This is a genomic window from Planococcus sp. VCh962 (assembly GCF_057748275.1).
In genome coordinates this window covers 51,297-67,199 of record NZ_JBYLHS010000003.1, presented here as the reverse complement: position 1 = coordinate 67,199, position 15,903 = coordinate 51,297, and the positions used below count along the sequence as shown (strand labels likewise).

At 42.4% G+C, this 15,903-nt stretch carries 13 protein-coding genes; 9 read left to right on the top strand and 4 right to left on the bottom strand.

Annotated elements, in window-relative coordinates; genetic code table 11:
- The gene (gene garR / locus AC3AQ9_RS11550) at positions 1-894 is read right to left on the bottom strand and encodes a 2-hydroxy-3-oxopropionate reductase (RefSeq protein WP_488307637.1); all 894 of its coding nucleotides are present in this window, start codon (positions 892-894) and stop codon (positions 1-3) included.
- A 279-nt stretch (positions 895-1,173) separates the two neighbouring features.
- Between garR and AC3AQ9_RS11545 the strand changes: the two genes are divergently transcribed.
- From AC3AQ9_RS11545 to AC3AQ9_RS11520, 6 genes are all read left to right on the top strand, one after another.
- Positions 1,174-1,812, top strand: coding sequence for a GntR family transcriptional regulator (locus AC3AQ9_RS11545; RefSeq protein WP_488307636.1), 639 nt, complete (start codon positions 1,174-1,176; stop codon positions 1,810-1,812).
- A gap of 339 nt (positions 1,813-2,151) precedes the next feature.
- The gene (locus AC3AQ9_RS11540) at positions 2,152-3,333 is read left to right on the top strand and encodes a glycerate kinase family protein (RefSeq protein ID WP_488307635.1); all 1,182 of its coding nucleotides are present in this window, start codon (positions 2,152-2,154) and stop codon (positions 3,331-3,333) included.
- A 1-nt stretch (position 3,334) separates the two neighbouring features.
- The gene (locus AC3AQ9_RS11535; protein WP_488307634.1) at positions 3,335-4,780 is read left to right on the top strand and encodes an SLC13 family permease; all 1,446 of its coding nucleotides are present in this window, start codon (positions 3,335-3,337) and stop codon (positions 4,778-4,780) included.
- A gap of 429 nt (positions 4,781-5,209) precedes the next feature.
- Positions 5,210-5,779 (top strand): alkyl hydroperoxide reductase subunit C, encoded by a 570-nt coding sequence (gene ahpC / locus AC3AQ9_RS11530; RefSeq protein WP_437149098.1) that lies wholly within the window; start codon positions 5,210-5,212, stop codon positions 5,777-5,779.
- A 12-nt stretch (positions 5,780-5,791) separates the two neighbouring features.
- Entirely contained in the window at positions 5,792-7,339 is a 1,548-nt protein-coding gene (gene ahpF, locus AC3AQ9_RS11525) for an alkyl hydroperoxide reductase subunit F (RefSeq protein WP_488307633.1), read from the top strand.
- A 181-nt stretch (positions 7,340-7,520) separates the two neighbouring features.
- Positions 7,521-8,417, top strand: a complete 897-nt coding sequence (locus AC3AQ9_RS11520) for an EamA family transporter (RefSeq protein WP_488307632.1) — start codon at positions 7,521-7,523, stop codon at positions 8,415-8,417.
- A 193-nt stretch (positions 8,418-8,610) separates the two neighbouring features.
- On the opposite strand, the gene AC3AQ9_RS11515 is transcribed toward AC3AQ9_RS11520, so the two are convergent.
- Positions 8,611-9,942, bottom strand: a complete 1,332-nt coding sequence (locus AC3AQ9_RS11515; RefSeq protein ID WP_488307631.1) for a short-chain fatty acid transporter — start codon at positions 9,940-9,942, stop codon at positions 8,611-8,613.
- 171 nt (positions 9,943-10,113) lie between these two features.
- On the opposite strand from AC3AQ9_RS11515, the gene AC3AQ9_RS11510 reads away from it, so the two are divergent.
- Positions 10,114-10,443, top strand: a complete 330-nt coding sequence (locus AC3AQ9_RS11510) for a DUF3870 domain-containing protein (RefSeq protein ID WP_488307630.1) — start codon at positions 10,114-10,116, stop codon at positions 10,441-10,443.
- Between the two features lie 605 nt (positions 10,444-11,048).
- Here the strand turns inward: AC3AQ9_RS11510 and AC3AQ9_RS11505 are convergent.
- Together AC3AQ9_RS11505 and AC3AQ9_RS11500 are read right to left on the bottom strand one after the other, a co-directional pair.
- On the bottom strand, positions 11,049-12,242 hold the full coding sequence (locus tag AC3AQ9_RS11505; protein WP_488307629.1) for a DUF4317 domain-containing protein: 1,194 nt from the start codon (positions 12,240-12,242) through the stop codon (positions 11,049-11,051).
- Between the two features lie 183 nt (positions 12,243-12,425).
- Complete coding sequence (locus tag AC3AQ9_RS11500; RefSeq protein ID WP_488307628.1) at positions 12,426-13,043, bottom strand: NAD(P)-dependent oxidoreductase; 618 nt, start codon at positions 13,041-13,043, stop codon at positions 12,426-12,428.
- A gap of 303 nt (positions 13,044-13,346) precedes the next feature.
- Here AC3AQ9_RS11500 and AC3AQ9_RS11495 point away from each other — a divergent pair, with 303 nt between their 5' ends.
- Together AC3AQ9_RS11495 and AC3AQ9_RS11490 are read left to right on the top strand one after the other, a co-directional pair.
- Positions 13,347-14,660, top strand: coding sequence for a GntP family permease (locus AC3AQ9_RS11495; RefSeq protein WP_488307627.1), 1,314 nt, complete (start codon positions 13,347-13,349; stop codon positions 14,658-14,660).
- Positions 14,661-14,786: 126 nt separating this feature from the next.
- Positions 14,787-15,722: a 3-hydroxyacyl-CoA dehydrogenase family protein gene (locus AC3AQ9_RS11490; protein WP_488307626.1), complete on the top strand. Its 936-nt coding sequence runs from the start codon at positions 14,787-14,789 to the stop codon at positions 15,720-15,722.
- Positions 15,723-15,903: the final 181 nt, after the last annotated feature.

The window sequence follows — 15,903 nt, the reverse complement described above, 5'->3', positions numbered from 1 at the left end:
TCAACCTCTCCTTACTTCAACATTTGCCAGTTTTTCAAAGTATTGAACAATTCCGCCATGATCATCTGCAGCTTTCCCATCAACCTTCAATGCGTGGAAGATTTCCAGCAATTGGCTTGACAACGGCATTGGCACGCCGATTTCATGAGCCGTATCAATGACGTTCGTGATATCTTTCATGTTGATATCAATTCTTCCGCCAGCCACGAAATTGCGGTCAAGAATCAATGGCGCTTTTGCGTCAAGTACAGCACTTCCTGCTAATCCGCCTCTGATAGCCTTGTACATTTTTTCCACATCAATACCCGCTTTGCTTGCTAAAACCAATGCTTCAGACATAGCGGCAATATTTAAATTAACGATTACTTGGTTGGCTAATTTCGCTGTCGTCCCGCTGCCATTTCCGCCTACCAACGTAACTTCACTGCCCATTGCGTAAAGAACATCTTTCACTTGCTCAAAGACTTCTTCTTTCCCGCCTACCATGATTGCCAAAGTTCCATCGATGGCCTTCGGTTCTCCTCCACTAACAGGAGCATCCATCATTTCCACACCTTTTTCCAATGCCAATGCAGCAATTTCTTTTGAAACTACTGGAGTTATGGAACTCATATCGATAATGACCGTTCCTGGTTTCGCTCCGCTAAGAACACCATTTTCTCCTAAAACAACTTGCTGCACATGTTTGTTGGCAGGAAGCATCGTAATGACCACTTCGCAGCTTTCTCCGATTACTTTTGCAGATTCCGCACGGTTTGCGCCTAATTCCACCAAAGACTGAACGGCTGCTTCGTTAAGATCGTTAACCGTTACTTCATATCCTTTTGACAAAAGATTTGCTGCCATTGGTTTTCCCATGATTCCTAAACCGATAAATCCTATTTTCTTCATCATAAATTCCTCCTCAAATAGTTGCCTGTTTTATTCCATAAAAATAACTCATATATGTTTTTTATTAAAAATCGACGATAGAAAGCCCTTACATCGAATTATTGTATACTCTTTTTAAATTTTTGTATACACTTAATATCAATTTGTATACATTATAATTTAATTCGTACACATTAATAGAAATTCTGTATACTAATTTATGCCATTACAGGAACTATCTTTTTTATTGTTTTTTTGATACGTTAAGGAGAGCTAGGTTTTGCAGAAAATAGAGGTGATCGAATGAACCAGAGCATTAAAAATTCTCGGCCTGCTTCCCATCAAGCGTATGAAATGATGCGTGACAGGATTCTGAATGGGATTATTCCGAGCGGCACAAAAATTGTCGAGGAAAAGCTTGCCCAAGAACTGGGCTGCAGCCGTACACCCATTCGCGAGGCTCTAAGGCAGTTAGAATATGAAGGCCTTATTGTAAATAAAAAAGTTGTCCAGCCGACTGAGAAAGATTTGCGGAACTTATTTCAAGTGAGGATTCTTCTGGAAGGTTTTTCAAGCCAGTCGGCAGCCATCTATTTACCTGAAAGGGAGTTAGATGCACTTTCTCATTGCATTCAAGTAGGGCGAGAAGGAACAACTGAAGAAGTTATGAAGGCAAATGAACGTTTTCATGAAATTATTGTCCAGGCAAGCGGCAATTCACAAATCATCGACATCATTAACCGCATGCAGTCCATCATCTATCTATTCCGTAAGACTGTGGTTCTGCACCGGCGTCCACATTTAATCGAAGAGCACGAAGAGATTTATGAAGCGATTAAAGCAAGGGACAGCCAGGCAGCGAAACGGCTGATGGAAAACCATCTTCAAGCAGACCTGGATTTCTGCTTGCATATTTTAGGCAGCACCCATTACGAATCATAAGAATGGATTTCTGAATCAGTTTTATACTTTTATGAATAATAGAAAGTAGAGCCTCCACTTCCCTGTTTTGTATTTGGTAAAAGTACCGATGAAGAAATCCGTTTTTTTGCATTAAAATAAAAACCTCATTTAGTTTGGATATAAATTCTATCCTCTCTAAATGAGGTTTTTTGCCGTCAGCCAGTTAAATTGATGTAACGCATTGGCCTTTCGCAATTACTAATTTCTGTCTTTCTAATATTTTCCTTATTTCTACTTAAATTCTCATGACTCTCTCATCTTCTTCTAATATTCGGGAGGTAACTTAGAAAGTATCAGAGTTCGAGGAGGAGTTTAGAGATGAAAATTGTAATTGTACCTTCAGGTTTTAAAGAATGTTTGGATGCGGAAGAAGTTGCGGTAGCGATGGAACAGGGCGTAAGGCGTTTTGATCCGTCGATCAACGCTGTTGTGATTCCTATGATTGATGGCGGCGAAGGGTTTGTTAAGACAATCATCAACATAAAAGGCGGCACTATCATCAATAAAAAAGTGACAGGGCCCGTTGGCCAGAAAATCAGCAGTCATTTCGGCCTTTACAGAGAGAATGGAAAACGGATAGCTGTTATTGAGATGGCAGCAGTAGCAGGACTGAAACTTGTGCCTCGCCATAAAAGAAATCCGTTAAAAACCACTACTTACGGAGTAGGAGAATTAATTGTGGCTGCTCTTGATTTCGGTGTAGACCATATCTTAATTGGCTGCGGGGATTCGGGCACTTCAGATGGCGGAGCCGGAATGGCAGAAGCATTAGGAGTTCAATTTTTTAATAACGAACAGCAAAGGGTCCATATCAAAGGCGGCGAGGATTTACTGGAAGTAGATTCTCTTACCACTGCCAATATAGATAGCCGTTTAAAGAATGTATCCATAGATGTGGCTTGCAACTGGCAGAACATCTTATGCGGAGAAAAAGGAGTAGCCAGAGTATTTGGGCCTCAAAAAGGGGCAACTTCAGAGCAGGTTGAAGCTTTGTCATCCGCATTAGAAAATTATGCGGGAGTCATTCAGAAAGGAACTGGATTGGATGTTCGCACATTGCCAGGCAGCGGTGCATCCGGCGGGTTGGGTGCCGGCCTGATAGCCTTTACGAATGCCATCTTACATCCCCGCTTTGATATCATCATGGACTTTATCAATATCGAGGAAGAAATTTCGACAGCGGATATTGTCTTTACGGCAGAAGGCAGTTTGGACTTCCAGACTCCGAACGGAAAAATCCCATCGAAAGTGGCACGGATTGCCAAAACGAGCCATATCCCTGTTATTGCCATCACCGGCACCATTGGAGAAGGCGCTGCCCTGAACTACCAGGCGGGCATAGACGCCTATAGCTGCATTATCCAAAAGCCTGTTTCCTTGGAAATGGCTATGGAAAATGCACCGGAATGGATTGAGGAAAGCACTTATTCCGCACTGCGTAAAGTTGCCATTGGCTGGGGGATGGCAAACAAAGGCGCATTAAAGAAGGTGTCCATCTAATATGATTTCGGGATTAGAAAAACAAATTAAAGATTATTCCTTTCGATCGATGATTCGTTCATATCCAAAGCCGTTTGTTCTCGTTGTCATACATATTCTTTTCATCGTAGGCATTGTCTTGATCGCTGACCTGGACTATCGTTCAAAGATTGCTTTATTCGCCTTCTTGTCCGCGATGGTCTTATGGATTGCCACGAAAATACCGGCTGGGTTTGTTGCCATCTCACTCATTGCATTTATCATCATTATGAATGGGGCAGAACCAGAACTGTTATACGAATCCCTATCAGAAGAAGTGGTCTGGTTGATGATTGGCTCTTTTATCATCGGCAATGCCGTTAAAGAGTCTGGATTAGCCCAAAGATTAATCCAGATACTCTTGAGCAAATCAAAGGAAAAAGGACATGTACTCGCCGGAGTAAGTTCTGTTTTATTCGCCTCGGTGTTTTTCATCCCTTCAACTTCCGGACGGGCAGCGTTAGCCATGCCGATTATCAATCAATTGCGCCAAAAGTATACGGAAAAAGAACAAAATGTTTTGGTTCTTTTAGCGCCCATCATCATTTTAATGAGCACTTCCGCTACTCTTATCGGAGCAGGTTCTCATTTGATCGGGATCGGCTTGCTTGAAAGCACCTTTCATCAATCCATTTCCTTTATCCAATGGTTTGTATGGGGCCTCCCCTTCGCATTGGTGATGACGCTTGTTTCCTTTTTAGTTGTGAAATGGGCTCTCTGGCCGAAAAATGATGGGAAAATGCTGAAGGACTCTCCCTCCGCTGAAACATCCTCCTTGAAAAAGCAGATGAATCGGACAGAAAAAAAGACCTTGATCTTGCTGATATCGTTAATCGCCTTTTGGATGACTGAAAGTATACATGGCTATGATATTGCTTTTGTTGCGATGGTCGGTGCCATCTTAGTGATGGCACCGACCTACGGGATTATCAGCTGGAAACAAGGCATGAAATCCGTATCATGGAATTTGATTGTATTTGTCGCTGCAGCTGCCGCACTTGGAAAAATACTGGTGGAAACAGGAGTCGTCAAATGGCTGGAAAAAGAAATGCTGGCCTTTCTGAATTTGTTCACAGATGCCCCGGATTGGCAGATTGTCTTGGTCATTCTGCTCGTATCGGTGACAAGCCATTTGTATATTACATCCCATACCACACGTGCCATCGTCTTTATTCCGGGGTTCCTGTTGTTCAGCGAAGCTATCGGAGTAAACCCTTCAACCGTCGTGTTTTTAAGTTTGATCGGCATGAATTATTGCGTGACGTTTCCTGTCAGCTCAAAAGCGTTGCTGCTCTTTTACGAGGATGAAGGAAACTCATACGATGCCGGAACCCTGTTGAAGCTAAGTGCCATTTTAATGCCTCTTTATATCGGTGTGATGATGCTGTTTTATTTTTCTTATTGGCAATGGACAGGACTGCATTTATAAACGGCGGCAAAGAACAGGGATACGGCACTTGGAGCCGTGTCCTTGTTTGCTTGTTGTGCTTTACAAGGTTCTCATCTTTGTATCCCGCAGTGGACCTTCTATCAGTTAATGCTCTTTGATTGAGAAATGCACAAGAATATTGAAAATTAATATTATTAAGAAATATTGATTTGGTCTCAATATTTCTGCCTTCCACTAAAATCATGTCTAATGAATTATGGCTTGAAGCATTGATTTTATAGGAATCTATAGAGAATAACTTAAATAAGGGGTTACCTTTGACAAAAAATCCATTTCATATAACAATAGAAGTATGATTAGAATCATTATAGTTAAATAATTATATTAATTAAGGTGAAACGCTTTGATTAATATTTTTTTGAATCACTGACTATAATCATTCTAAAAAACATCTAGGAGGTATTTTATATGTCATTGATCGGAAAAGAAATCCAACCATTTAAAACTTCAGCTTACAACGCTGGAAGCGGTGAGTTTATCGAAGTTACTGAGGAAAACTTGAAAGGACAATGGAGTGTTGTTTGCTTCTACCCTGCAGACTTTACATTCGTTTGCCCTACTGAACTTGAGGACCTTCAAAAGCAATACGCTACTTTGAAAAGTCTAGGAGTTGAAGTGTATTCTGTTTCAACGGATACTCACTTCACTCATAAAGCATGGCACGATCATTCAGATGCGATCAGCACGATCGAATACGTTATGATTGGCGACCCTTCACAAAGAATTACTCGCAGCTTCGATGTTCTTGACGAAGAAGCAGGTTTGGCACAACGCGGTACATTCATCATCGATCCAGAAGGTATTGTCCAAGCAGCAGAAATCAACGCAGACGGCATTGGCCGCGATGCAAGCACGCTTGTCGGCAAGATTAAAGCAGCACAATATGTTCGCAACAATCCAGGAGAAGTTTGCCCTGCAAAATGGGAAGAAGGCGGCGCAACACTTAAGCCAAGCCTTGACCTTGTAGGGAAAATATAAGGAGTTCTGACAATGATACTAGATGCAGATATAAAAGCACAATTAGGACAATATCTACAACTGCTTGAAGGCGATGTGCTGCTTAAAGTCAGTGCAGGAAGAGACGATGTTTCCCGTGATATGTTGGCTCTAGTAGATGAACTATCCAGCATGTCTGCCAACATTAAAGTTGAGCACACGGAGTTGGAAAGAACACCGAGCTTTAGCGTAAATCGTGTCGGAGAAGATACCGGAATCACATTTGCGGGCATCCCTCTTGGCCATGAATTTACTTCTTTAGTGCTTGCTCTCTTGCAAGTTAGCGGGCGGGCTCCGAAAGTCGAGCAGAAAGTGATTGACCAAATCAAGAGCATTGAAGGCACATACCATTTTGACTCTTACATTAGCTTAAGCTGCCAAAACTGCCCGGAAGTTGTCCAAGGACTGAACTTGATGAGTGTCCTCAATCCGAATATCTCGCATACCATGATTGACGGTGCGGCATTTAAAGAAGAGGTCGAAAGCAAAGACATCATGGCAGTTCCGACTGTGTTCCTAAACGGGGAATCTTTCTCCAGCGGACGGATGTCATTGGAAGAATTGCTTGCTAAATTGGGCAGTGCTCCAGATGCGTCTGAATTTGCGGACAAAGAGCCCTATGAGGTTCTTGTAGTCGGCGGAGGACCAGCCGGTGCAAGTGCGGCAATCTATGCAGCACGCAAAGGCATTCGGACGGGTATTGTCGCTGAACGCTTTGGCGGTCAAGTTTTGGATACGATGAGCATTGAAAACTTTATCAGCGTCAAGCACACGGAAGGGCCTAAGTTCGCAGCAAGTCTGGAAGAACACGTGAAAGAGTACAACATCGATGTGATGAATCTGCAGCGTGCCAAGCGTTTAGAAAAGAAAGATTACATCGAAATTGAACTTGAAAACGGCGCTGTTGTAAAAGGCAAAACTGTCATTCTTTCGACAGGTGCCCGCTGGCGCAACGTCGGAGTGCCTGGCGAAGCTGAATTCAAGAACAAAGGGGTAGCTTACTGCCCACACTGTGATGGTCCATTATTTGCCGGCAAAGATGTAGCCGTTATTGGCGGCGGCAACTCCGGCGTCGAAGCAGCCATCGACCTGGCGAACATTGTGAACCACGTTACCGTTCTTGAATACAATTCAGAGCTGAAAGCAGATTCGGTCCTGCAAGACCGCCTGCGCAGCCTGCCGAACGTAACGGTCGTAACCAATGCCCAAACGCAGGAAATCACAGGAACTGACAAAGTGAACGGCATTTCTTATGTTGAGCGTGAAACAGGAGACGTAAAACATGTTGAACTCTCCGGTGTATTTGTCCAAATCGGTCTTGTTCCGAATACAGACTGGTTGGGCGACAGCGTTGAACGCAATAAATTCGGCGAGATTGTGATCGATCAGCGCGGAGCAACAAGTGTACCTGGCGTGTTTGCTGCAGGCGACTGCACAAACAGCCCGTATAAACAAATCATCATTTCGATGGGATCCGGCGCCACTGCCTCATTGAGTGCGTTCGACCACCTCATTAGAAGTGAAGTGCCTGTTTTGGTATAAAGAAAAGTAAGGACTGTTGAGAGGAATTAATTTCCTTTCAACAGTCCTTTTGCTTTGCATTAAAGATTGCTCCATGAGGCATCGTTTATTCTTTCACATTATCTGCCGGAGGAACGGTTAATCTTCCGCTTATTTATGATATGATAATCTAGTTGTGCCTTGGCACGAAGGAGGTTGTCTGATGAATTTTAATAAAGGTGTTTTATATATATTAATAGGTGCGTCTTTTTTTGGTTTTACTCCAATATTTGCCAAAATCGGATTTAGCCACGGCTATTCACTTGGCCAAATCAATATCGTTCAAATGGTGATTTCTTTCTTTTTATTGTGGTCTTTCACGCTCCTTAAACGTTCCAGTTTTAAAGGGCTCCATAAGAAGAATGTTCTTCAAATTATGATGACCGGCTGTTTTATCGGCTTAACAAGTATTTTTTATTACGGTTCCATGCAGTATTTGCCGGCTTCGTTGGCTATTATTTTAATGTTTCAATTCGTGTGGATCGGGATTATTTTGGAATGGATCTTCAGTAAAATAAAACCTGCTCCTGTAACCATACTGTCCATTCTTTTGATCTTACTCGGGGTCTTTTTTGCTTCGAATTTTGTAAATGGCGACATACATGGATTGCCGCTTAAAGGGTTTATTTTTGGAATTCTATCCGCATTCACCTATGCCGGATTTATTTTTTGCAGTGGCAAGGTGGCTGTAAATGTGGATCCGTGGACACGCAGTTCTTTGATGGTGACAGGCTCAACCATTTTAGTGCTTGTCCTATTCATGGGTGACATGCCAACTGTACTGCCATTGGAGAAAGACTTGTTTGCAACGGCTGTTGGCGTTTCACTGTTCGGAGCAGTCCTGCCGCCCTTATTTTTTGCAGCTGGAGCCCCTTTGGTGTCAGGTGGAGTGGCCAATATATTAACGTCCATCGAATTGCCGATCGCCATCCTGTCGGCCAGTCTTATTCTGTCAGAAGTTGTGTCGCCGCTTCAGTGGTTTGGCATCACCATCATACTGGCCGCTATTGCTTTGAATGAACTCAGTCCGAACCTTTTCCGAATTAGGAAGACCTATTAGCTATAAGGCATTAATATAAAACAAAACACCGAATAAAAAAGGCTGTCCTAAAAGTCATATAAAAATGACGAAAGGGCGGCCTTTTTTCGTACCTGCACCGAAGCACTTTGGAGGGACTGAGTGCTGAAGCTGACCCTAGAATCTGCTTGTTGAAAACGGAAAAAGCCTTTGTCCGAAAACAAAGGCTTTGCCTTTAGAAGAAATATGCCCAAGCTAAAGTTGCAATAATGTAAACGATCCCTACATAGAACATAATCATGACAAGGAAGCCCATGATATCTTTTAACTTTAATCGCGATAATGCAAGTGCCGGCAGTATCCAGAATGGCTGTACTAAGTCATTCCAGGCGTTGCCTAACATAACTGACATCGATGTTTCTGCAATCGACGAGCCTAATTCTTTTGCCGCTTCAATCATGAATGGGCCTTGAACTGCCCAATGCCCGCCTGCAGAAGGAGCGAAGAAGTTAATAAAGAATGAACTGATTAATCCCCAGAATGGCAATGTTTGTTCATTCGAGATATCCACGAATACTTTTGATATTGTATCCACTAATCCTGAAGCCGCCATAATCGCCATAATACCGGCATAGAATGGGAATTGAAGAATAATACCAGAGATTGTTTTAATGCCATCTGCTAAATGCTCAATGTATCGAGCTGGCGTGCCAAGCAGTGCCATACCCAGAAATAGAATGATAAAGTTTAAAATGTTTAAGTTTAACGTATTGCCTTGCAAGAAGTAAATACCAATATAGATAAAACCTAATGCACTAATTGTATATGCTAAGATTTTGCTGTTATTCAGTTTACTTGCTAGGGTGTCGTCTTCGAGTAAAGCCAGTTTTGGTTTGGGCTTATCAGCATAAAGGGCCCGATCAATCTCCACTACGTTTTTCGGATCCTTCGGATGGAGCAATGTATTAAATAACGGCAGCGTAATCAACAAAACAATGGTTGTTAAAATCATCGGCAAACTGAAAATCGTTTCTGAAAGTGTAACAAGACCCATTGCATCTTCCAGGAAATGATCAGGTGTTGAAATCAATATCGGAATAGAAGCTGATATACCTAAGCCATAGAACGTAAATCCAGAATACGCTGCTGCAATAATTAAAGGATAATGAACCCCTTTTACTTTTAACGCTAATTTTTTCGCAATGATCCCCCCGATGACTAAACCAAAGCCCCAGTTCAAGTAACTTCCAATTCCCCCCACTAGAGTGGCCACAATGATTGCTGCCTTAGGTGTCTGTACCATGCTAGTGATCTTATTTAAAAATCTGTCTGTAATCGGAGCTGTAGCAAGTACATACCCCATAGCCAGTATGACCGCCATTTGTGTCGTAAACGCCAGTAAATCCCAAAATCCGCTGCCCCATGCGGAGGTTAACTCGATAAAGCCAGTACCCTCGATTAAAAGCGCGAGCATAAATGTTAGCAAGGTTAAACCAATTGCAAATACGAATGGATCTGGTAAATACTTTCTCATTAATTCTGTAAAGAAATTTGTTGTTCTTTCCATACCTTTTCTCCCCCTGAGTCGTGTTCTTTTATTCCTTACTGATGAGCGATATAAAACCTCTTTCCGCCTCCATTAAAACGCTTACATGATTTTCAGAATTAACAGCTTTTATAATCTTTAGAATAATGGTGATAAAATTAACGTATATTTTATAAGACGGAGGTTATATTCATGCAAAAATTATCTACAGTTATTGTCACTGCCTACGCCAAAGCCCCTCAAGGAACGGCCATGTATGAGATTTACAAACATGCAGGAATCGTACTGGAAATCAATAAAGCAACACATCAAATCATTGACGCTGAATTTACTTTTATCACAGAGCTAGCCCAAAACTATTTCAAGCGGATGCTGATTGGATTCGATATGACATCGAATCTTGATGAGTTACTGGAAAGAATCGATAGCCATTATTTTGCACCTTCAACAGGTGCGGTAACTGTTGCATTAAAATCTGCACAAAAACGTTATTTAGAAAAAATAAATTCAAAAGAGCTATAAAGCCTGATGTTAATTATTTAATGCTTATGTATTTTTGCAGCCAACTTGGAACAATATTTGATGCTTTTTTTAAATGCTTCAATCCTTCTGACTTACAAAACCGCCTCCTTGCCGTGAGTGAAAATAAAAAAGACTACACCAACTCACGCATGCGAAAAATCGCATACAGTGGATTAGTGTAGTCAACAGTCGGATGGGGATTGGAAGAGAAGGTTGTTCTCTTACAGCCATCCGATAGACATTGCATATTCGATTAACTAATTATTTGCACAAGCAACCTTAAATTTCAACAACTTTTTTATAAATTTCGATACTTGACCATTTATGTCTTTGTATTTTGCTATATTATTCTTTTTATAATGACGGAGAATAAGGCCATTTTCACCTGTTGAATAAACAAGATGGGGCAAGTTGCTTTCTTAAAAACTTCTTTTGGCTTTTCGTTGTAAAAACTCTAAAAGCCTTGCAGAAGTTTCCTAACCGGATAGCAGCCGCCAGGATCAGCAAACTCATAATGTCCGATACTCTTAAGATGATTTTTCCTTTCGACACCTAGAAATTAGCTTTAATTCCCTTTTTAGATAGTTGGCTGTAGGATAGCTATCCTACTCCAACTCTTCTTCCTCAAGCAGTTTAAACCCTTCAATCATCGTGTCTTCTTCCACTTCGATCAAAATGCAGCGTTTGCCGTTATAATTGACACCTTTGACGTATCGTAAGTCTTGCGGGCTGATTTTGATATCGGCGACTTTTGTGCTGATCTTGATGGACTTGGATGCATAGCTTGGAACAACATGGCTTGCTTTCATTTCATAGCTTTTATCTTCCACTACTTGCTGAAAGGCTCTTTCCACTTTTTCCGGACTGATGTCTTTGACGCCGCTCGCCTTCAGCACGCGCGTCACTTCCACCGTATCCAAAACCGGCGTTTCCACATCTTCCTTCTCCGCTTCTTTTTCCACTTCCAGCATGAGGTTGATTTCATCATAAAGGCCGGCCAGGGTTCTCGAATTCACTTCTTCCCCGATCACGGCTTTGACGATTTCTTCAAACACCGCTTTGTCTTCCTCGGCGGTCATGATTTCATTGCCGTTCAAGACGTTCTCGATAAACTGGAAATCGGGCTTATTCGCTTTGCCTGAAGCATAAACGATGTGATGGATGTCTGCGGCATTGTCCGTAAAGCTCGGGAACAAAAAGCCGCCGACCGGGGAAGCCAGTTTAATGACCGGATCCATCAGCACATTCGACTTGAACTCTTTTTCCACAAAATCAAACACCAGTGAACTTTTCGGCAGTTCGGTCTGGTTCATACTGCCAAGGATAAACGGCGTGGTATACACTTCATCCCGCATATCAATTTCCGTTTCATCTGCCTGCCGCTTCGTCGTTTTAAAATACGTTCCACGAATAAACGTGATGACCATATCTTTTTCATACGGTTTTTCTTCCACCATCTTCAAGGCAATGCGCTGCATATTCGCTTGCCATTCCGCTACATCCTCTGCCTCGAGGCCTTCATACAGGAGCCGCTGCGTATGGTCTTCCTGGCCCTCTTCCTGCGGCTGGAACTTCACTTCAAACAGCTTCACATCGAGCTTCCCGCCCAATACCTTCTTGAAATTGGCAAGAAACAGCTCCTGCTGCTCCCGGTCCAATAAAGAAAACGAGCGGCTTTCTTCGTGAAAAATTTCACTGCTTTCCTGCTGGATGTATACATTGTAAATGTCGGCGATCTTCAATAAATCGGTGTCGAGCTTAAATCGTTTGCGGATATCTGCTATATCTTTATTGTTCATTTCTGTTTCCAACTCCCTGGCTAGTAAAATCCGTGTTGTGCGCAAAAAAAAGAGTGTACAAAGCTATGGTTCAGCTTTTGACACTCTTTTATTATAACAACTTTTAAGATGGAAGACGGCATACGGTCCATTCAGGATTTAGCCGATCCAATAAGAGCCGTGAAAAATCTTTTTCTATACGATTTAATTGGCAATGCCAATCGAAGAATTTTCATATTGTGCATCGTTTAATGCCTTCAAAATGAAATGAGCAACGTCCGCACGGGCAATCGACTTGGATTTCTCAGGGACACCCGTCGCAGCTTCTCTGTAATTGCCTGTAAAGGGCCCATTTGTTAAGCCCATCGGCCGGACAATGGTATACGTTAAGCCATGTGCTTCAATCCAATCAACAGCGGCCCTGTGGTCTGTCAGGGCATTCTTCAACATACCCATCATCAGTTTCCCGCTTACCCCTGGAAGCTCCTGATAGATTCCCGCAGAAGCGGTATAGACGATCCGTTTCACGCCGTGCTCCTGCATGCCCGCTACAATGTTTTTCACCATTTCTTCGAGCTCCGATGATTTTTTGATCCCTTGGCTGGAGCCGAGGCAAGACACGACCGCATCATGGCCTGCGATTGCAGCGGAAACTTGCGCTGGATTGAAGGCATCTCCTTGTATAACGTTCAGATTCTCATGTACAACTTTCAGCTTGGATGGCGGCCGGACAAACGCCGTGACTTCAAAACCATTTTCTACTGCCTGCTTCACGACGGATTTACCGACACCGCCGGTTGCGCCGAATATAATGATTTTCATGGAATCCACCTTTCTTTCCTGTTATTTTTCCGTCTTTTTAATGGCATTCTATTTTAAAGAAGAGACGGTTAGAAACGTTTTTAGTCACTTCTTAGGATTTAAAAAAGACCAGTTATTTTTTTGTTGTTTTATTTTCTTAACTTCAAAATCAGCTCCTCTTGGTTAAAAATATTATAATTCCCTCTCAAGATTGTCTTCCAGGTCACAATGTTATTTTGCGGCTCAAGCTATAATAGCGTTGTTCAAAAATAGCCGGCACAAAAAATTAGCATTTTGGAATAGAGAATCAGGAGGATAAGTGATATGGGAACTTTGGGAATTATTATTGCAATCTTTGTCATTGTCTTTATGGCGATGAAAGGATTCAGTATTGTATTTATTGCTCCTGTAGCTTCAATAATTGTCATCATTACAAATGGCATGGAGTTCTTTCCATCTTTAATTGGAACAGAAGCTTCATTTATGACAGGGCTTACAGGATTTATCGTCAATTTCTTTGCAGTCTTTTTATTAGGGTCGATTTTAGCACAGTATATTGAAAAGAGTGGCGCAGCACAAGCCATCGCAGAAAAAGTGCTGACAATTACAGGTACAGAAAAGCCGTTTCCGGTATTGGTCGCTGTGTTTCTGATCAGTGCCATCCTAACTTACGGCGGAATCAGTTTGTTCGTCGTCCTGTTTGTTGTGGTTCCACTGGCAAAACCATTGTTCAAAGAACTGAACATTGCCTGGAACTTGATCGTCCTGCCCGTATTTTTGGGCATCGGGACCTTTACGATGACCATGCTGCCAGGGACGCCGTCCATCCAAAACGTTGTACCGACGACTTACTTGGGCACGCAATTGACGGCTGCCCCGTTAATCGGGATTGTCGCAACGATCGTCGCGATCGTTTCGGGTATGTGGTATATGCGCAGAGCATTAAATAAAAGTATCAAAAATAAAGAAGTTTTCAAGTTAGATGAGAAGGCTCCGAGTAAACAAGTGGAGTTAAAAGAAAAAATACCTTCTTTCTTTTTGAGTATCTTGCCTATTTTAGTGTTAATCGTCATTATCTTTGCCGGCAGTGCCATGGAAATAGGGAATATTGTGCTGATCGGTTTAGGTGCAGCCATCATCCTCTCAGCCATCCTATTCCATAGCTATATCCCTTCACACAAAGAAGCAGTGAGCTTAGGTGCGAACGGATCAGTTATGCCAATCTTCTTTACATCAGCCTCTGTCGCATTTGGTGTGGTGATTACATTAGCTCCAGGCTTCCAAGTAATTTCTGATTTGATTCTCGGTATTCCGGGCGATCCATTAATCAGTTTAACCATTGCTGCTTCAGCACTTGGTGCCATTACCGGTTCTGCTTCCGGCGGTCTCGGCATCGCCATGGAAGCATTCTCGCAAAGCTATTTAGCAATGGGCGTAAACCCGGATGCGATGCATCGGATTTCAGCGATCGCATCCTCCGTATTTACAGGGTTACCGCATTCCGGGGCCGTTTTATCTCTATTTGCCTTGACCGGTTTAACGCATAAAAATGGATTCAAATATGCATTCATTATTATGACCGTGCCAAACCTCTTGGCATTAATTGCAGCATTAATCATCGGCATTTCATTCTATTGATGGGATTGGAGAAGATGAGACTTCTTCTCCAATACTCATCCATCATCATTATCCAGAGTTTATATACACTGCGATTAATCATTCCGCAGTTGGCAAAATTTAAAAAGAAGAAAGAGGGATCTTATCATGGAAAGAATTACAGTATTAGGCGCTGGCATTATGGGTCACGGCATTGCGCAATTATGTGCACAAGTAGAAAAAGACGTCCGTGTTTATGATACACAAGAGGCATCATTAGAAAGAGCAAAAGAGATGATTCACAATAGTTTAGCGATCATGGTGGAAAAAGGAATCTTCACTTCAGAGGAAATGGCAAAGGCTGAAGCCGCGTTATCTTATACAACCGATTTGGAAGAAGCGGTAAAAGATACGGAAATGGTCATCGAAGTCGTTCCGGAAGTATTGGAGATCAAATGGGACACTTATGCAAAAGTTGAAGCGCTCGTTTCAGAAGATACAATCATCGCTTCCAACACTTCTGCCATCACGCTGTCTGAACTTACGAAAAAAGCGAAACACCCGAACCGTTTCATCATCACGCATTTCTTTAACCCGCCAGTGCTTGTGCCGTTAGTGGAACTTGTCAAAGACGAAAAGACAGATCAACGGGTCATTGATGAAGCGTACAATCTGATGAAAGAAATCGGCAGCTCGCCTGTTATCCTGAAAAAAGAAGTACCGGGCTTTATCGCCAACCGCATTCAATTGGCGATTCTGCGCGAAGCATTCTGGCTGCTGGAAAACGGCGTCGCGACTGCTGCTGACATCGATGAAGTTATGAAAGAAAGCTTAGGTTTCCGTTATGCATTCTTGGGACCTTTAGAAGGCCAGGACTTGAGCGGGTTGAATACAACTCACTTTGTTGCACAAAGCCTATTCCCTGTCTTAAACGATACAAAAGAAACACCGGAATTCCTGAACAAATGGGTCGAAGAAGGCCGTCTGGGCATCCGTTCCAAAGCCGGATTTTATGAATACCCAGGAAACACGGCGGAAGAAGCAATTGCCCGTCGTGACAACCACTTCCTGGAATTGCTGAAACTCAGAAAAAAACTGAAATAAAACACCATTTCTTTTAAAAGGGATGACCAAAGAGTTCTCTTGACAGAGCTCCGGCGGACATCCCTTTTTTTCGTTCAGTTTGCTGCATGCATCAGTAATTTTCATTTCCCTCAGATTGTTATTTAGGTTACAATTCTCCTGGGTGAGAAAATGAAGAAAACAACAAATTTACTTACTTCAA